The sequence below is a fragment of the Nocardioides sp. S5-5 genome (assembly GCF_054954065.1).
In genome coordinates this window covers 1,123,515-1,138,012 of sequence record NZ_CP199913.1, presented here as the reverse complement: position 1 = coordinate 1,138,012, position 14,498 = coordinate 1,123,515, and the positions used below count along the sequence as shown (strand labels likewise).

Genomic DNA, 14,498 nt, shown 5'->3' with positions numbered 1-14,498 from the left:
TCATGTCCGGGCCGGAAGGCCCCCGACGAAGGAGGGAATCGTGGCACTCATCTTGTGGATCCTGGCAGTGATCCTGGTGGTCTCCGGCATCTTCAGCCTGTTCCGGGGTGAGCTGCTCTGGGGAATCGTGCTGATCGTGGTCGGCCTGCTGGTCGGGCCCGGCGGCGTGAGCCTGTTCACCTAGAGTCCGCCTGACGTCGCGGAGTGCGGATGCCCCGGTAGATCCCGCGGGCCACGGCGCCGCTTGGCGTCGTACATGCGCACGTCGGCGAGACGCAGCAGCTCGTCGGCGTCACGCCCGTCGGGGCCGACGGCGGCCGAGCCGACGCTGACCCCGACCGGGACGTGCAAGGCGAACGGGTGCGCGTCGAGGACCTCCTGCACCCGGCCGCGCAGGTGCTCGGCGAGCACCTCGTGGCTGGTGCGCTCGTCGAGGCGGACCACGAGCACGAACTCGTCGCCGCCGACCCGGGAGACCGTGTCGTCGGCCTGGACGGCATCGTTCAGCACGTCGGCCACCGCGCAGAGCACGCTGTCGCCGGCGGCGTGCCCGAGGTCGTCGTTGACCGCCTTGAACCGGTCGAGGTCGAGCATCACCAGCGCGTGCGGCGACCGGCCGGGCGCCGAGGCGGCGGCGAGCGCCTCCTGGAGCGCGATCCGGTTCGCCACGCCGGTGAGCGGGTCGATCCGGCCCTGGGCGCGCAGCCGGTCCTGCTCCTCGCGGTGGGGCGTGACGTCGACCAGGGAGTGCAGCCGCATCGGCTCGCCGCCCGGCCCGGTGAGACCGCGGACCTGCACCTCGACCAGGCGCACGTCGCCGGCGCGGGTCACCACGGTGGCCGTGAACGCTCCGCCGTCGGTCGCCGGCTGGTCCCGCGTGGTCAGCCAGCTGCGCACGGTCTGGCCGCGCAGGGAGTCGACGGGGACGCCCAGCAGCTGTGCCGCGGCGGCGTTGGCCTGGTGGACCCGGCCCTCGGTGTCGCTCACCAGCACCGGCGTGGGCGTCGCGCCCAGGATCGAGGTCAGCCAGGCGTTCGACCGGCGCAGGTCGGCCTTGAGCCGCCGGCGCCTCGCGTCGGTGGCCAGCCACAGCAGCACCAGCACGAAGCCGATCGCCACGACCAGGCCCGCGAGCAGCGGGTCGGTGCCGCCCTCGACGCTCCCGACGGCGGCGTCCCGGTCCTGCTCCACCAGCAGCCAGCCGCCGATCGCGGCCACCTCGCTGACCGCCCACAGCCGCTCGCCGTCCGTGCCGTCGACCGCGCCCCGCGCGCCGAGCAGTCGCGGGTCGGTCGTCGTGACGCCGACCCCGCCGCTGGAGTCGGCGAGGGTGGTGCCGTGCCGGTCGACGACGGTGACCGCGACGCCGTACCGGCGAAAGACCGCCTCCATCTCGGCCTGGATCCCCGACAGCGCGAGGGTCGCCACGACGTACCCGCGGATCCGGCCCCGGGGGTCGCGCACCGCGGCCGCGACGGCGATCGCCCAGGTCTGCTCAGGGGTCATCAGCTGGTAGGCCTGGGACACGTACGCCGTGTCGCGCCGACCCGCGGGCCGGTACCACTCCCGGTACGAGAAGTCGTGCCCGATCACCTCCGGCTCGCGCTGGGGCGGCGCCAGGTCGAGCATGGTGCCGGAGGCGTCGTACAGCGAGGTGTTGAAGACGCCGGTCGTCGCCGAGCTGAGGGCCGCGAGCGCGAGGTCCATCCGCTCCTGGTCGCCGGTGACCACCGCGCGTCGTACGGCGTCGCTGCGGCTGAACGCGGTCACGGCGTCGCGCAGCCCGCCCAGCCGCAGATCGACCCCGCGGGCCGCCAGGGAGTCGATCGCCTCGAGCCGGTTCTCGGCGGCGCTGGTCAGCGAGGCGTCGGTGTCGGCCCGGCCCATCACCACGAGCGCGGCGACCAGCACGAGCACCAGGCTCACCAGGCCGGCGAGCACGCGGGGCACCAGCCGCTCCAGCAGCGAGACCCGTGCCGTGGGCGCCGCCGTGAGGGCCGGCAGCTCACCGTGGTCCGCGGGGTGGGCGAGCGCCGCCGGCACCTCGTCGGTCCGCAGCAGCGTCTCGAGCCCCTCGGCGTCCAGCGGCCGGCTCATCAAGAAGCCCTGGCCGAACGGGCAGCCCAGCCGACGCAGGGCGGCGACGTGCTGCGGCCGCTCGATCCCCTCGGCCACGACGTGGACGCCCAGCGACAGGCAGAACCGGACGAGCGACTCGGCCATCCGCTCGTGAGCGCCGCCCGAGCCCAGGAACTGCACGAAGGAGCGGTCGATCTTGACCCCGTCGACCCGGAACCGGCGCAGGTAGTCGAAGCTCGCGTTGCCGGTGCCGAAGTCGTCGAGGGTGACGTTGCAGCCGAGCTCGGCCAGCTCGGCGAGCACCTGCTCGTGGCCCTGCCCGGTGCGCGAGAGCACGGTCTCGGTGAGCTCGACGATCACCGCGTCGAGCGGCAGCCCGGCCGCCTCGGTCGCCCCACGGAAGCGCCGCGGAAGCATCGGGTCGTCGAGGTCGGCCGGCGACAGGTTGACCGCCAGGCACAGCCGCTGCCCGGCCGCGAGCCCGCGCCACCGCGCGACCTGGGCGGCCGCCACCGACAGCACCAGCTCGTCGAGCCGGACGATCAGCCCCGAGTCCTCGAGCGAGTCGAGGAAGCCCGCCGGCTCCACCAGGTCACCGCTCTCGCGGTCGAAGAGCCGCGCCAGCGCCTCCACCGCGACCATCTCGCCGGTGCGCAGGTCGTAGCAGGGCTGGTAGTGGACGACCACGTCCCCGTGGTCGAGGGCGCGTGCGATCCGCTCCGCAGTCAGTGCCTGCGCAGCACCCGCCATGGTGACCTCGTTCCCGGGAGCCGGCCGAGGCGCTCTCCGAGACGGCGGCTCCACCGACCTTCCATGCTACGGACGCGCCGGGCCGGGCGGAGCCGAACCCGCCGCCCCGGGACCGAGGTCCCGGGTCACTCCCACTCGATGGTGCCCGGCGGCTTCGAGGTGACGTCGAGCGTCACCCGGTTGACCTCGGCCACCTCGTTGGTGATCCGGGTGGAGATCCGCTCGAGCACGTCGTACGGCAGCCGCGCCCAGTCGGCGGTCATCGCGTCCTCGGAGGTGACGGGCCGAAGGACGACGGGGTGGCCGTAGGTGCGGCCGTCGCCCTGGACGCCGACCGAGCGGACGTCGGCGAGGAGGACGACGGGCATCTGCCAGATGTCGCCGTCGAGGCCGGCGGCGGTCATCTCCTCGCGGGCGATCGCGTCGGCCTCGCGCAGGATGTCGAGCCGCTCACGGGTGACCTCGCCGATGATCCGGATGCCGAGGCCGGGACCGGGGAAGGGCTGGCGCTGGACGATGACGCTGGGCAGGCCCAGCTGGGCGCCGACGGCGCGCACCTCGTCCTTGAACAGCTCGCGCAGCGGCTCGACCAGCTCGAACTCGAGGTCCTCGGGCAGGCCGCCGACATTGTGGTGGGACTTGATGGTCGACGTACCGGCGCCGTGACCGGACTCGACAATGTCGGGGTAGAGCGTGCCCTGGACGAGGAAGCCGACTCCGGCGCCCTCGGGGGCGTCCTCGACGACCTCCAGCTCGGCGCCCTCGAAGGCGCGGATGAACTCGCGGCCGATGATCTTGCGCTTGGCCTCCGGCTCGGAGACGCCGGCGAGGGCGTCGAGGAACTGCTTCTCGGCGTCGACGACGACCAGCCTGGCGCCGGTCGCGGCGACGAAGTCGCGCTCGATCTGCTCGGTCTCGCCCTTGCGCATGAGGCCGTGGTCGACGTACACGCAGGTGAGGCGGTCACCGATCGCCTTCTGCACGATGGCCGCGGCGACCGCGGAGTCGACGCCGCCGGACAGGCCGCAGATGGCGCGGCCCTCGGGGCCGACCTGCTCGCGGATCCGAGCGATCTGCTCCTCGGCGATGTTGCCGATGGTCCAGGTCTGGCGGCAGCCGGCGATGTCCCAGAGGAAGTGCTCGAGGACCTTCTGGCCGTGCTCGGAGTGCAGCACCTCGGGGTGCCACTGGACGCCGGCGAGGCCGCGGTCGACGTCCTCGAACGCGGCGACCGGGGTCACCTCGGTCGAGGCGAGGACGGCGAAGCCCTCGGGCGCGGCGCTGACCGAGTCGCCGTGGGACATCCACACGCTGTGCTCGGCCGGGATGCCGCTCAGCAGGGTCCCGGGGTGGTGGATCGCGACCCGGGTGCGACCGTACTCGCGGGCACCGGTCGCCGAGACGGTGCCGCCGAGGTGGGCGGCCATCAGCTGGAAGCCGTAGCACATGCCGAACACCGACGGGCCTGCCGTGAAGATGGCCGGGTCGACCGCCGGCGCACCCTCCTCGTAGACCGACGACGGGCCACCGGACAGGATGATCGCCTTCGGGTTGCGCGCGACCAGCTCGGCCACCGGCATCGTGTGGGGCACGATCTCGGAGTAGACCCGCGCCTCGCGCACCCGGCGGGCGATCAGCTGGGCGTACTGCGCCCCGAAGTCCACCACCAGGACCAGATCGTGCTCGGGCTGGTTCTCCTCGGCCGTCATGGGCGAATCGTAGCGAGAAACCACCCTGGAAAACGCACCAGGGCCCGGCCGGGGAGGGAGGGTGGCCGGGCCCTGATTGTCCACGCAGCTGATGGACAGTGCCTGGACCGAGCCCGGGCTTCGGGAGGGAGCGTGATTCCCGGGCTCGCTCGGATCAACGAGGCCGCGCGGGGCGGGTTACGCCGGTCTCGGACAAGTTGGGAAAAGTTCTGGCGCCGGCCGAGTCCTCAGCTCACGCCGACGATCGGCAGCCGCAGCGCCGCCGGGGCGTCGTCGGGGACGACGGGCGCGCGGGGAGCGACCGGCTCGATCGAGGCATAGGCCTCACCGAGGGCCGGACGGGGGTCCGCCTGCCCCTTGTTGGGCCAGTACGCCATCGCCCGCTCGGCCTGGGCGGTGATCGTCAGCGACGGGTTCACGCCGAGGTTGGCCGAGATGGTCGAGCCGTCCACGATGTGCAGTCCGGGGTGGCCGAACATCCGCTGGTAGGCGTCGACCACACCGGTCGCGGGGCTGTCACCGATGGTGCAGCCGCCGATGAAGTGGGCGGTCAGCGGCCGGTTGAAGGGCTCGCCGATGGTGCCGCCGGCGGTGCCGCCGCCCATCGCGGCCGCCATCCGGCGTACGGCGTCGTTGGCGGCGGGGATCCAGGTCGGGTTCGGCTCACCGTGGCCCTGCTTGGAGGACAGGATCCACTTGCCGGCGACGCGCTTGGGGATGGTCGTGATCGAGTTGTCGACCGACTGCATGACCAGCGCGATGACCACCCGCTCCGACCAGTGCCTGACGTCGTAGAGGTCGCGGACCCGGCGCCGCTCCCTCCACAGCTCCTTGAGCCACACCTTCCAGCGCGGGCCGGGGCCGTCGCCGTCGGTGAGCACGGTCTGCATCAGCGACATGGCGTTGCTGCCCTTGCCGTAGCGCACCGGCTCGATGTGGGTGTGCGCGTCGGGGTGCCACGAGGAGGTGATCGCGACGCCGTCGGTGTAGTCGACGTCGGCGCCCTGCGGCGCGATCGCGCCGAGGATCGACTCGGAGTTGGTGCGAGTCAGGTGCCCGAGCCGGTCGGAGACGTGCGGCAGGTCCCCCGTCGCCTTGAGCCGGTGGAGCAGCTTCTGGGTGCCGAGCGCCGCCGCCGAGAAGACGACCTGCTCGGCGGTGAACGTCTTGGTGGCGCTGCGCCGCGACAGCTTCGCCTTCGTCCAGCGGGTGTCGACCCGGTAGCCGCCCCCGGCCAGGGGCCGGACCCGGGTGACCGTGGTGAGCGGGTGGACCTCGGCGCCGTTGCGCTCGGCGAGGTAGAGGTAGTTCTTGACCAGCGTGTTCTTCGCGTTGTGCCGGCATCCGGTCATGCACTCGCCGCAGTCGCGGCAGGTGTTGCGGATCGGGCCCACGCCGCCGAAGTACGGGTCCTCGACCGACGTCCCGGCCGAGGCCCCCGGGCCACCGAAGAAGACGCCCACGGGCGTGGCGTGGAAGCTGTCGCCCACACCCATCTCGTCGGCGACCTTCTTCATCACCTCGTCGGACGGCGTCATCCGCGGGTAGGTGACCACGCCCAGCATCCGCTTGGCCTGGTCGTAGTACGGCGCCAGCTCGGCCTTCCAGTCGGTGATGTGGGCCCACGACGGGTCGGCGTAGAACGGCTCGAGCGCCTCGTAGAGCGTGTTGGCGTAGACCAGCGAGCCGCCGCCGACGCCGGCGCCGGCGAGGATCAGGCAGTCCTTGACCATGTCGATGCGCTGGATGCCGTAGCAGCCGGCCGACGGCGCGTAGAGGTATCTCTTCAGGTCCCAGGAGGTGTCGGCGAAGTCGGCGTCGGTGAACCGCGCGCCGGCCTCGAGGACGCCGACCTTGTAGCCCTTCTCGGTCAGCCGCAGCGCGGTGACCGAGCCGCCGAAGCCGGACCCGATGACGAGGACGTCGTAGTCGAAGTCAGTCATGTCTCACGCCCGCCCCAGCTTGTCCATGATCCGCAGCGAGGCCGACATGAACCTCGCGTAGCCCTCGTCGGACATCCCGAGCATCGGCCCGAACCGGATCAGCCGCTGGGTGGCGACCGACTGGGTCTCGGTGTAGCGGTGGATCCCCTCGGCCCCCTGGCGCCGGCCCATGCCCGACTCGCGCATGCCGCCCATCGGGGCGTCGATGCTGGCGAAGGTCGCGCCGAAGGCCTCGTTGACGTTGACCGTGCCGCACTTGATCTGGCGGGCGATCGCGCGGCCGCGGGCGGTGTCGCGGGTGTAGACCGAGCCGTTGAGGCCGTACTCGCCGTCGTTGGCGCGGGCGATCGCGTCGGCCTCGTCGTGGAAGCGGTAGATCGAGACGACCGGGCCGAAGGTCTCGTCGCCGAAGCAGGTCATCTCGGGGGTGACGCCCTCGAGGACGGTCGGCTCGAAGTAGTGCGGCGCCAGGTCGGGCCGCGCGTTGCCGCCGGCCAGCACCCGGGCGCCCTTGGCGACCGCGTCCTCGACGTGGGCGGTGACCGTCTCGAGCTGGTCCGCCGAGATCAGCGTGCCCATGTCGGCGTCCCAGTCGAGCGTGGCGCCCAGGCTCATCGCCTTGGTGCGGGCGACGAAGCGCTCGACGAACCGGTCGTAGACGGCGTCGGCGACGAACATCCGCTCGGTGGAGACGCACAGCTGGCCGGCGTTGGAGAAGCAGGCCCGTACGGCGCCCTCGGCGGCCCGCTCCACGTCGGCGTCGCGGAGCACCAGGATCGGGTTCTTGCCGCCCAGCTCGAGCGAGCAGCCGATCAGCCGCTCGGCGGCCTGCTTGGCGATGATCTTGCCGGTGGCGGTGGAGCCGGTGAAGCAGATGTAGTCGGCGCGCTCGATGATCGGCGTGCCGAGCTCACGGCCGGGGCCGGCGACGACCTGCCACAGGTCGCGCGGGAAGCCGGCGTCCTCGAGCAGCTGCGCGCCGAGCAGCGCGGACAGCATGGTCTGGGCGTCGGGCTTGGTGACCACGGCATTGCCGGCGAGCAGCGCCGGGAGACCGTCGCACAGGGCCATCGTGAACGGGTAGTTCCACGGCGAGATGATGCCGACGACGCCCTTCGGCACCCGGTTCAGCTCGACCTTGGTGAGCACCGGCACGACACCCGGACGGCGCTGGGTGTCGAGGTGCCGGTGGGCGGTGCGGGCGTAGTAGCGCGCGGTGAGCGCGATGTGCAGCGGCTCGTCGAACGCGTGCTTGCGGGCCTTGCCGGACTCGAGCTGGATCAGGTCCATGATCTCGGCCTGGCGGTCGAGCACGAGGTCGTGCAGCCGGTGCAGGATCCGGGCCCGCTCGTCGATCGACACCCGCGCCCACGCGGCCTGCGCGACCCGCGCCCGGCGGAACGCCTCGGCGACGTCCTCGGTGCTCGACTGCGGGATGTTGGCGAGCGGGGCGCCGTTGATCGGCGAGGAGACCTGGGTGGTCCGCCCGGTGGTCGCGACGATGCGCTCGGTGAGCCGGGCGACGTGCTCCGGCTCGAGGGCGTACGACGCCCGCGGGTCGTGCTCGGGATCGTGCGGGCCGTCCACGACCGGGCCACCGGAACCGGGAATCGCTTCGCTCATGGGACGAGGGTAGGTGAGCAGGGTCACCCTCGGCTACCGATCGGTAACAGATGTGCTGCTTTACACACTCCCCCGCAGTGTCAAGTGCCCTTGCGGGTCCAGCGGTTCCGGCCAGGCCGCGACCTCGGCTTCCTCGCCTCGTGGTCATCACCAGCGGTATCGAGCGGCTCAGGCCGGCGGCGGCAGGTAGACCGACTTCGCCTCGGTGTACTGCGCCAGCCCCTCGGGTCCGAACTCGCGGCCCAGCCCGGAGGCCTTGAAGCCGCCGAAGGGGGCCGCGAAGTCCATGGTGTAGGTGTTGACGCCGTAGGTGCCGGTCCGCACGCCGCGGGCCACCTCGAGGCCGGCCTCCTGGTCGGCGGTCCACACGGTGCCGGCCAGGCCGTACTCCGAGTCGTTGGCGATCCGGACCGCGTCGGCCACGTCGACGTACGGGACGACCGAGAGGACCGGTCCGAAGATCTCCTCCTGGGCGATCCGCATCCGGTTGTCGACGCCGGCGAACACGGTCGGGCGGACGTACCAGCCCCGGTCGAGGCCCTCGGGGCGGCCGTCGCCGCCGGTGAGCAGCCGGGCGCCCTCGTCCTGCCCGATCCGGATGTACGACGCCACCCGCTCGGCCTGGCGCCGGGCGACCATCGGGCCGATCTCGGTGGCCGGGTCGAGCGGGTCGCCGACCACCATGTCGCCGATCGCGGTGGCGAGGGCGTCGGCGAAGGCGTCGTGCCGCTCCCGCGAGACCAGCACCCGGGTCTGGGCGACGCAGGCCTGGCCGGAGTTCATCACGCCGAGGAACTTCAGGCCCTCGATCGCGGCGGACTCGTCGGCGTCGTCCAGGATGATCGCCGCGGACTTGCCGCCGAGCTCGAGCGAGACCCGCTTGAGCTGCTCGCCGCAGATCGCGCCGATCCGGCGGCCGGCGGCGGTGGATCCGGTGAAGGCGACCTTGTCGACGAGCGGGTGGCGGACCAGGTGCTCGCCGACCTCGCGACCACCCGCGACGATGGAGACGACACCCTCGGGGACGCCGGCCTCGACCAGCAGCTCGGCGAGCAGGTACGCGTCGAGCGGGGTCTCCGGCGCCGGCTTCACGACCACGGTGCAGCCCGCCAGCAGCGCCGGGACCACCTTCGACAGGATCGTGAACTGCGGGACGTTCCACGGCGGGATGGCCGCGACGACACCGACCGGCTCGTGCCGGACCACGACGTCGGCGCCGAGCACGCCGGGACGCCGCTCCTCCCACGAGAACTCCCGGGCGATCCCGAGGAAGGCCTCGATCTGCATCCACGGGGCCGGGGCCTGGGCCAGGTTGCTGAAGGAGATCGGCGAGCCCATCTCGGTGGAGATGATCCTCGCCATCTCCTCCAGCCTGGCGGCGTAGAGCCCGGACAGGCTCTGCACGATCTCGATCCGCTCGGTCGGGCTCAGCCGCGGCCACGGGCCCTCGTCGAAGGCCCTGCGGGCGGCGGCGACGGCAGCGTCGATGTCGGCGGTGCTGCCCTCGGGAACCCGCGCGATGACCTCCTCGGAGTGCGGCGAGACCACCTCCAGCACGGCATCGGTGGCGGGCTTCGCCCAGCTGCCGCCGATGAACAGGGCGTCGCGGTCGAGGGTCATGAGTTCTCCTTCGCAAGATCGAACCAGTCGCTGAATCCGGAGGGGTCGTGTCGCCCGAGGGCGCCGTGCTCGAACAGGCCCCACCCCTCGGAGCCGTCGGGTACGCCGGCCCCCGGGCCGTGCACCGTGGCCTGCCCGACGTGGTCGATCACGCCGAACATCACCCGGCCGGCGACGGCCGGGTCGCTCAGGTCGTAGGTCAGCCGCTCGGCGAACGCCGGCCCCTTCCACAGGCCGTGGGTCCAGTCCGAGTCGCCGCCGTAGCCGCCGCCGACGTGGAGCGGCACCGGCAGCCTGGAGGTCACCTCGAGGGTGAGCTCCTCGCCGTCGGGCGTGGTGCAGGCGATGGTGGCGCCGGTCGGGATCCGGGTGCCGGGCGGGTAGCGGATCCGTACCCGCGGCCAGCCGAGCTGCTCGACCCGGCCGTCGCGCCAGACCCGGGTGCAGTCGTTGAGCGTGCGGAATCCGTCGGGGGTCTCCTGGATGATGAGGACCACGCAGAAGTCCTCGAAGCGCAGCGGCACGTACAGCCACCACATCCCCTCGAAGGCCGGGTCGGCCGGCTTGCCGGCCGGTGCCGCCTCGCCGACGGGGCGGATGCCCCACGATCGGTCGCGGCTGCCCACCCAGCGCTCGGGGGTGACCGCGATGTCGGTGCCGTCGACGCTGAGCACGCCCTCCCAGGTGCCGAGCTGGGCGAAGCGCTGCGTGTCGAGCGTCGTGCCGCTGCCCTGGCGCATCACGTGGGGCAGCTCCTGGACGACCGGGAACGAGCCCTCCCAGGTCAGGTCCATCGCGATCCCCTCGGTCTCCTCGAGGACCAGGCGCAGCCTGCGCAGCGGCTCGAGCACCTCGATCCGGTAGCCGCCGACCTGCTGGGCCATCCGGTCGGCGCCGCGCGGGTCGGCCGCGTCGCCGAGGTGGACGGCGGTCTGCTCGTCCCTTCCGTCGACGGTGCGGCGGAGCAGGACGAAGGCGTCCTTGGTGCCGAGGTTCGGGTAGAAGCCGAGGCCGGTGATGAGGAACAGGTCGCCGGTGCGGTCGTGGGCGTTGAGATAGCAGCGGTCGTAGAAGTTGCGGTCGCTGCTGCCCGCCCAGGCGACGGGCCGCGGGAGCTGGTGGATCGGGAACTCGTCGAGCGGGCCGAGGCCGACGTACTCGTCGTGCAGGCTCGCGGGGTGATTCATGCGCCGACCTCCTCGAGGAGTCGCTCGAGGAGCGGGCGGTGGTGGAAGACGGACTCCGGGTCGGCGGGCCTCTCGATCTCGCCGAAGTGGATCTGGCGGGCGCTGGTGCGCAGGAACACGCAGCCCCAGCTGACCGCGGCGTGCAGCAGGTACCAGGTCAGGTCGCCGGTCTCGACGCCGGTGAGCTCGCGGTAGGTCGCCACGACGTCGTCGGTCGCCAGGAAGTCCGGCATGCCGGGCAGGCCGAGCATGGTCGCGATCTCCTGGAAGACCTGGTGGGCGAAGACCAGCCAGGCGAGGTCCATCTCGCGGGGACCGAGGGTGGCCATCTCCCAGTCGAGGACGGCGACCGGCTCGAAGTCGCGGTACATGACGTTGCCGATCCGGGCGTCGCCCCAGACCAGCACCGGCTCCCCCTCGCCGGCGGGCAGGTGGGTCTCGAGCCAGGCCAGGCCGCGCTCGATCAGCGGCGAGCGCGGGCTCGCCTCGGCGGTGGTGATCGCGTAGTCGTACCAGGCCCGGGTCTTCGCCAGGTTCCGTGCCAGCGGGGTGGCGCCGGCGTGGCCGGTGACCGCGGGGTCGAGGAAGCCGAAGGTGGCGGCGGCGCCGGGGATGGCGTGCAGCCGGGCGAGCACGGCGACGGTGCCGCGCTGCAGCCGCTGCTGCTGCTCGGGCGAGGCGTCGAAGAGCCAGTTGTCGCCGAACGGGTACGGCAGCACGTCCGGTGGCACCGCGCCGTCGAGCCGGTCCATCAGGAAGAACGGGGTGCCGAGCACCTCGCCGGTCGGCTCGTTGAGGCCGACCGTCGGGACGGGTACGCCGGCCAGCTCGCCGGCCAGGCGCATCGCGTCGTACTGGTCGGTGAGGCGGTACTCCGCGAAAACCGGCAGGTCGCTCGCCGCCGGCGCCACGCGGGCGACGTACTCCCGGGTGACGCGGTCGCCGTCCTCGCTGGTCGTGATCGCGAGCGGCACCGTCTCGCTCGACATGCCGTTGGTCTGGATCCCGTCATGGAGGGTCACCTCGGGCGCGGCCCCCTCGGGCAGCACGCGGGTCAGCCACTCCTCGAGGCGGTCATGGACCGCGCTCTGGCCGCGGCTGGACCGCTGCAGGGTCAGCTCGGCCATCTCTGCGGGCAACGACTCGCTCACGGATCCTCCTGACGCCCACGTCAATAGAACGTGTTCTATGTCACGACGAGCGTTACGGTACCCTCGGTATCGAAAGAGGGGAAGAGGTCGTGGGGACCCAGTCCGAGAAGCGCGCCACCGGTCGCCCGCGCGATCCCCGGATCGAGCAGGCCGCTCTGGACGCCGTCCGCGAGCTGCTGGCCTCGGGCGGGTACGCCGCGGTGACCGTCGCCGCTGTTGCTGCCCGCGCCGGAACCACCAAGGCCGCCCTCTACCGCCGCTGGCCCGCGCTCCCCCACCTGGTCCACGAGGCCGCCTTTCCCGGCGAGCTGGCCCTCGAGATGCACCTCGGCGGCTCGCTGGCGGAGGACCTGGCCGGCGTCGTCCGCGGCACCCGCGACGCCCTCTGCTCCCCTGTCGGCGCGGCCGCCCTCCCCGCCCTGCTCGCCGAGGTCACCACCTGGCCCGACCTGCACGAGGCGATGATGCAGCGCTTCGCCGGGGTCTTCCTGGCCTTCGACGAGCGGATCCGGCTCGCCGTCGAGGCCGGCGAGGCCCACCCCGCCACCCGCGCCGACGACCTGCTCCGGCTGGTCATCGGCGCCGTGCTGTCCGGGGTGATGCTCACGCCCGGGCAGCTCGACGACGCCTGGGTGGAGCGGCTGACCGGCACGCTGGCGCGCAGCGTGCGACCGTGACCGAGCCTCGAGTCACGCTCAGTGCGCGACGACCTCGACGCGCTGGAACTCCTTGAGCTCGGTGTAGCCGGTGGTGGCCATCGAGCGCTTGAGGGCGCCGACCAGGTTCATCGTGCCGTCGGCGACCCGGGAGGGACCGAACAGGATCTCCTCGATGGTGCCGACCTGGTCGAACTGCACCCGCTGGCCGCGCGGCAGGTCGGCGTGGTGCGCCTCGGCGCCCCAGTGGAAGCCGCGGCCGGGGGCGTCGGTGGCGCGGGCGAAGGGCGAGCCGACCATGACGGCGTCGGCGCCGCAGGCGATCGCCTTGGCCAGGTCGCCGGAGGTGCCGATGGAGCCGTCGGCGATGACGTGGACGTAGCGGCCGCCGGACTCGTCGAGGTAGTCGCGGCGCGCGGCGGCGACGTCGGCCACCGCGCTGGCCATCGGCACCGAGATGCCCAGGACGGTGCGGGTGGTGTGGGCGGCGCCGCCGCCGAAGCCGACGAGCACGCCGGCCGCGCCGGTGCGCATCAGGTGCAACGCGGCCTGGTGGGTGGCGCAGCCGCCGACGATGACCGGCACGTCGAGCTCGTAGATGAACTCCTTGAGGTTCAGCGGCTCGGCCTGGCTGGAGACGTGCTCGGCCGACACGGTGGTGCCGCGGATGACGAACAGGTCGACGCCCGCGTCGGTCACCGTCTTGGCGAACTCCTTGGTCCGCTGCGGCGACAGCGAGCCCGCCACCGTCACGCCGGCTTCGCGCACCTCGCGCAGCCGCTCGGTGATCAGCTCGGCCTTGATCGGCTCGGCGTAGATCTCCTGCAGGCGCCGGGTGGCCTCGACCCCCTGCAGCCCGGCGACCTCGTCGAGGAGCGGCTGCGGGTCGTCGTACCGGGTCCACAGGCCCTCGAGGTTGAGCACGCCCAGGCCGCCGAAGCGGCCGAAGTCGATCGCGGTCCTCGGCGACATCACCGAGTCCATCGGCGCGGCGAGGATCGGCAGGGAGAACCGGTAGGCGTCGATCTGCCAGTCGACGCTGACCTCCTCGGGGTCGCGCGTGCGCCGGGAGGGCACGATCGCGATGTCGTCGAAGGAGTACGCCGTCCGGGCCCGCTTGGCGCGGCCGATCTCGATGTCGCTCACGCCGAGGAGGATATCGGGCGGCGCCGCAGAACCCGCGCTCAGCGCAGGACGGCGGCCAGGTCGACCGTCACGGTGCCGTGGTCGCCGACCGGTACGTCGGCGGTCGGGTTCGCGTCATCGACGGTGGCCACGAGCTCCCAGCGGCCCTCGACGTTGGCCTGGACCTCGATGGTGCGAGTGTCGGTGTCGACGACCCAGTACTGACCGATCCCCGCCTCGGCGTACTCCGGCGCCTTGCGGAGCAGGTCCTCGCCCCGCGTCCAGCGCGAGAGCACCTCCACCACCAGGATCGGCGGCTGCTCGGCCGCCTCGATCGGCAGCGACTCCGGTTCGACGAGCGTCACCACGATGTCCGGAACCCGCTCGCGGTTGCGCGGCAGACGCACGTCAACCGCCTCGACGACCGTCAGCATGGGCAGCGCGTCCTCCACCACGTTCGCCAGTCGTCTTGCCGCCTGCTGGTGGCGGACGGAAGGCGACTGCGGGCTCATGACCACGATCCCGTCGACCCATTCCGCACGGGGATGCTCGGGCAGCGCCTGGTACTCCTCGTACGACATGGGGATGCGCAGCAGTGTTTCCACAGGATCTCCAGCGAGTGCGACGGACACATCGGTTCTCCTTCCAGGACGGA

11 protein-coding genes are annotated in these 14,498 nt (G+C 72.4%); 2 read left to right on the top strand and 9 right to left on the bottom strand.

Annotation, left to right across the window (positions count from 1 at the left end; genetic code table 11):
- The first annotated feature begins 40 nt into the window (after positions 1 to 40).
- On the top strand, positions 41 to 184 hold the full coding sequence (locus ACUP6Y_RS05380; protein ID WP_174245237.1) for a GPGG-motif small membrane protein: 144 nt from the start codon (positions 41 to 43) through the stop codon (positions 182 to 184).
- On the opposite strand, the gene ACUP6Y_RS05375 is transcribed toward ACUP6Y_RS05380, so the two are convergent.
- The 7 genes from ACUP6Y_RS05375 to ACUP6Y_RS05345 all read right to left on the bottom strand — a co-directional run bounded on the left by ACUP6Y_RS05375 (position 181) and on the right by ACUP6Y_RS05345 (position 12,062).
- The gene (locus ACUP6Y_RS05375) at positions 181 to 2,829 is read right to left on the bottom strand and encodes an EAL domain-containing protein (protein WP_462554619.1); all 2,649 of its coding nucleotides are present in this window, start codon (positions 2,827 to 2,829) and stop codon (positions 181 to 183) included. The two genes, ACUP6Y_RS05380 and ACUP6Y_RS05375, sit on opposite strands and share 4 nt — an antisense overlap.
- A 125-nt stretch (positions 2,830 to 2,954) precedes the next feature.
- Positions 2,955 to 4,538 (bottom strand): glutamine-hydrolyzing GMP synthase, encoded by a 1,584-nt coding sequence (guaA, locus tag ACUP6Y_RS05370; protein WP_462554618.1) that lies wholly within the window; start codon positions 4,536 to 4,538, stop codon positions 2,955 to 2,957.
- Positions 4,539 to 4,765: 227 nt separating this feature from the next.
- Positions 4,766 to 6,481 (bottom strand): GMC oxidoreductase, encoded by a 1,716-nt coding sequence (locus tag ACUP6Y_RS05365; RefSeq protein ID WP_462554617.1) that lies wholly within the window; start codon positions 6,479 to 6,481, stop codon positions 4,766 to 4,768.
- Between the two features lie 3 nt (positions 6,482 to 6,484).
- Positions 6,485 to 8,104 (bottom strand): succinic semialdehyde dehydrogenase, encoded by a 1,620-nt coding sequence (locus tag ACUP6Y_RS05360; RefSeq protein ID WP_462554616.1) that lies wholly within the window; start codon positions 8,102 to 8,104, stop codon positions 6,485 to 6,487.
- A gap of 168 nt (positions 8,105 to 8,272) precedes the next feature.
- Positions 8,273 to 9,724: an aldehyde dehydrogenase gene (locus ACUP6Y_RS05355; protein ID WP_462554615.1), complete on the bottom strand. Its 1,452-nt coding sequence runs from the start codon at positions 9,722 to 9,724 to the stop codon at positions 8,273 to 8,275.
- Positions 9,721 to 10,911 (bottom strand): hypothetical protein, encoded by a 1,191-nt coding sequence (locus tag ACUP6Y_RS05350; protein ID WP_462554614.1) that lies wholly within the window; start codon positions 10,909 to 10,911, stop codon positions 9,721 to 9,723. Before ACUP6Y_RS05350 ends, ACUP6Y_RS05355 begins: the two co-directional genes overlap by 4 nt.
- Complete coding sequence (locus ACUP6Y_RS05345; RefSeq protein WP_462554612.1) at positions 10,908 to 12,062, bottom strand: phosphotransferase family protein; 1,155 nt, start codon at positions 12,060 to 12,062, stop codon at positions 10,908 to 10,910. The genes ACUP6Y_RS05350 and ACUP6Y_RS05345 overlap by 4 nt, the downstream gene beginning before the upstream one ends.
- Positions 12,063 to 12,151: 89 nt before the next feature.
- Here ACUP6Y_RS05345 and ACUP6Y_RS05340 point away from each other — a divergent pair, with 89 nt between their 5' ends.
- Entirely contained in the window at positions 12,152 to 12,739 is a 588-nt protein-coding gene (locus ACUP6Y_RS05340) for a TetR-like C-terminal domain-containing protein (protein WP_462554611.1), read from the top strand.
- 18 nt (positions 12,740 to 12,757) lie between these two features.
- Here the strand turns inward: ACUP6Y_RS05340 and ACUP6Y_RS05335 are convergent, their stop codons facing one another.
- Together ACUP6Y_RS05335 and ACUP6Y_RS05330 are read right to left on the bottom strand one after the other, a co-directional pair.
- On the bottom strand, positions 12,758 to 13,864 hold the full coding sequence (locus ACUP6Y_RS05335) for a GuaB3 family IMP dehydrogenase-related protein (protein ID WP_462554610.1): 1,107 nt from the start codon (positions 13,862 to 13,864) through the stop codon (positions 12,758 to 12,760).
- Positions 13,865 to 13,902: 38 nt separating this feature from the next.
- Positions 13,903 to 14,448 carry a Uma2 family endonuclease gene (locus ACUP6Y_RS05330; protein WP_462554609.1) on the bottom strand — a complete coding sequence of 182 codons (546 nt, stop codon included), beginning with the start codon at positions 14,446 to 14,448 and terminating at the stop codon, positions 13,903 to 13,905.
- Positions 14,449 to 14,498 lie beyond the last annotated feature (50 nt).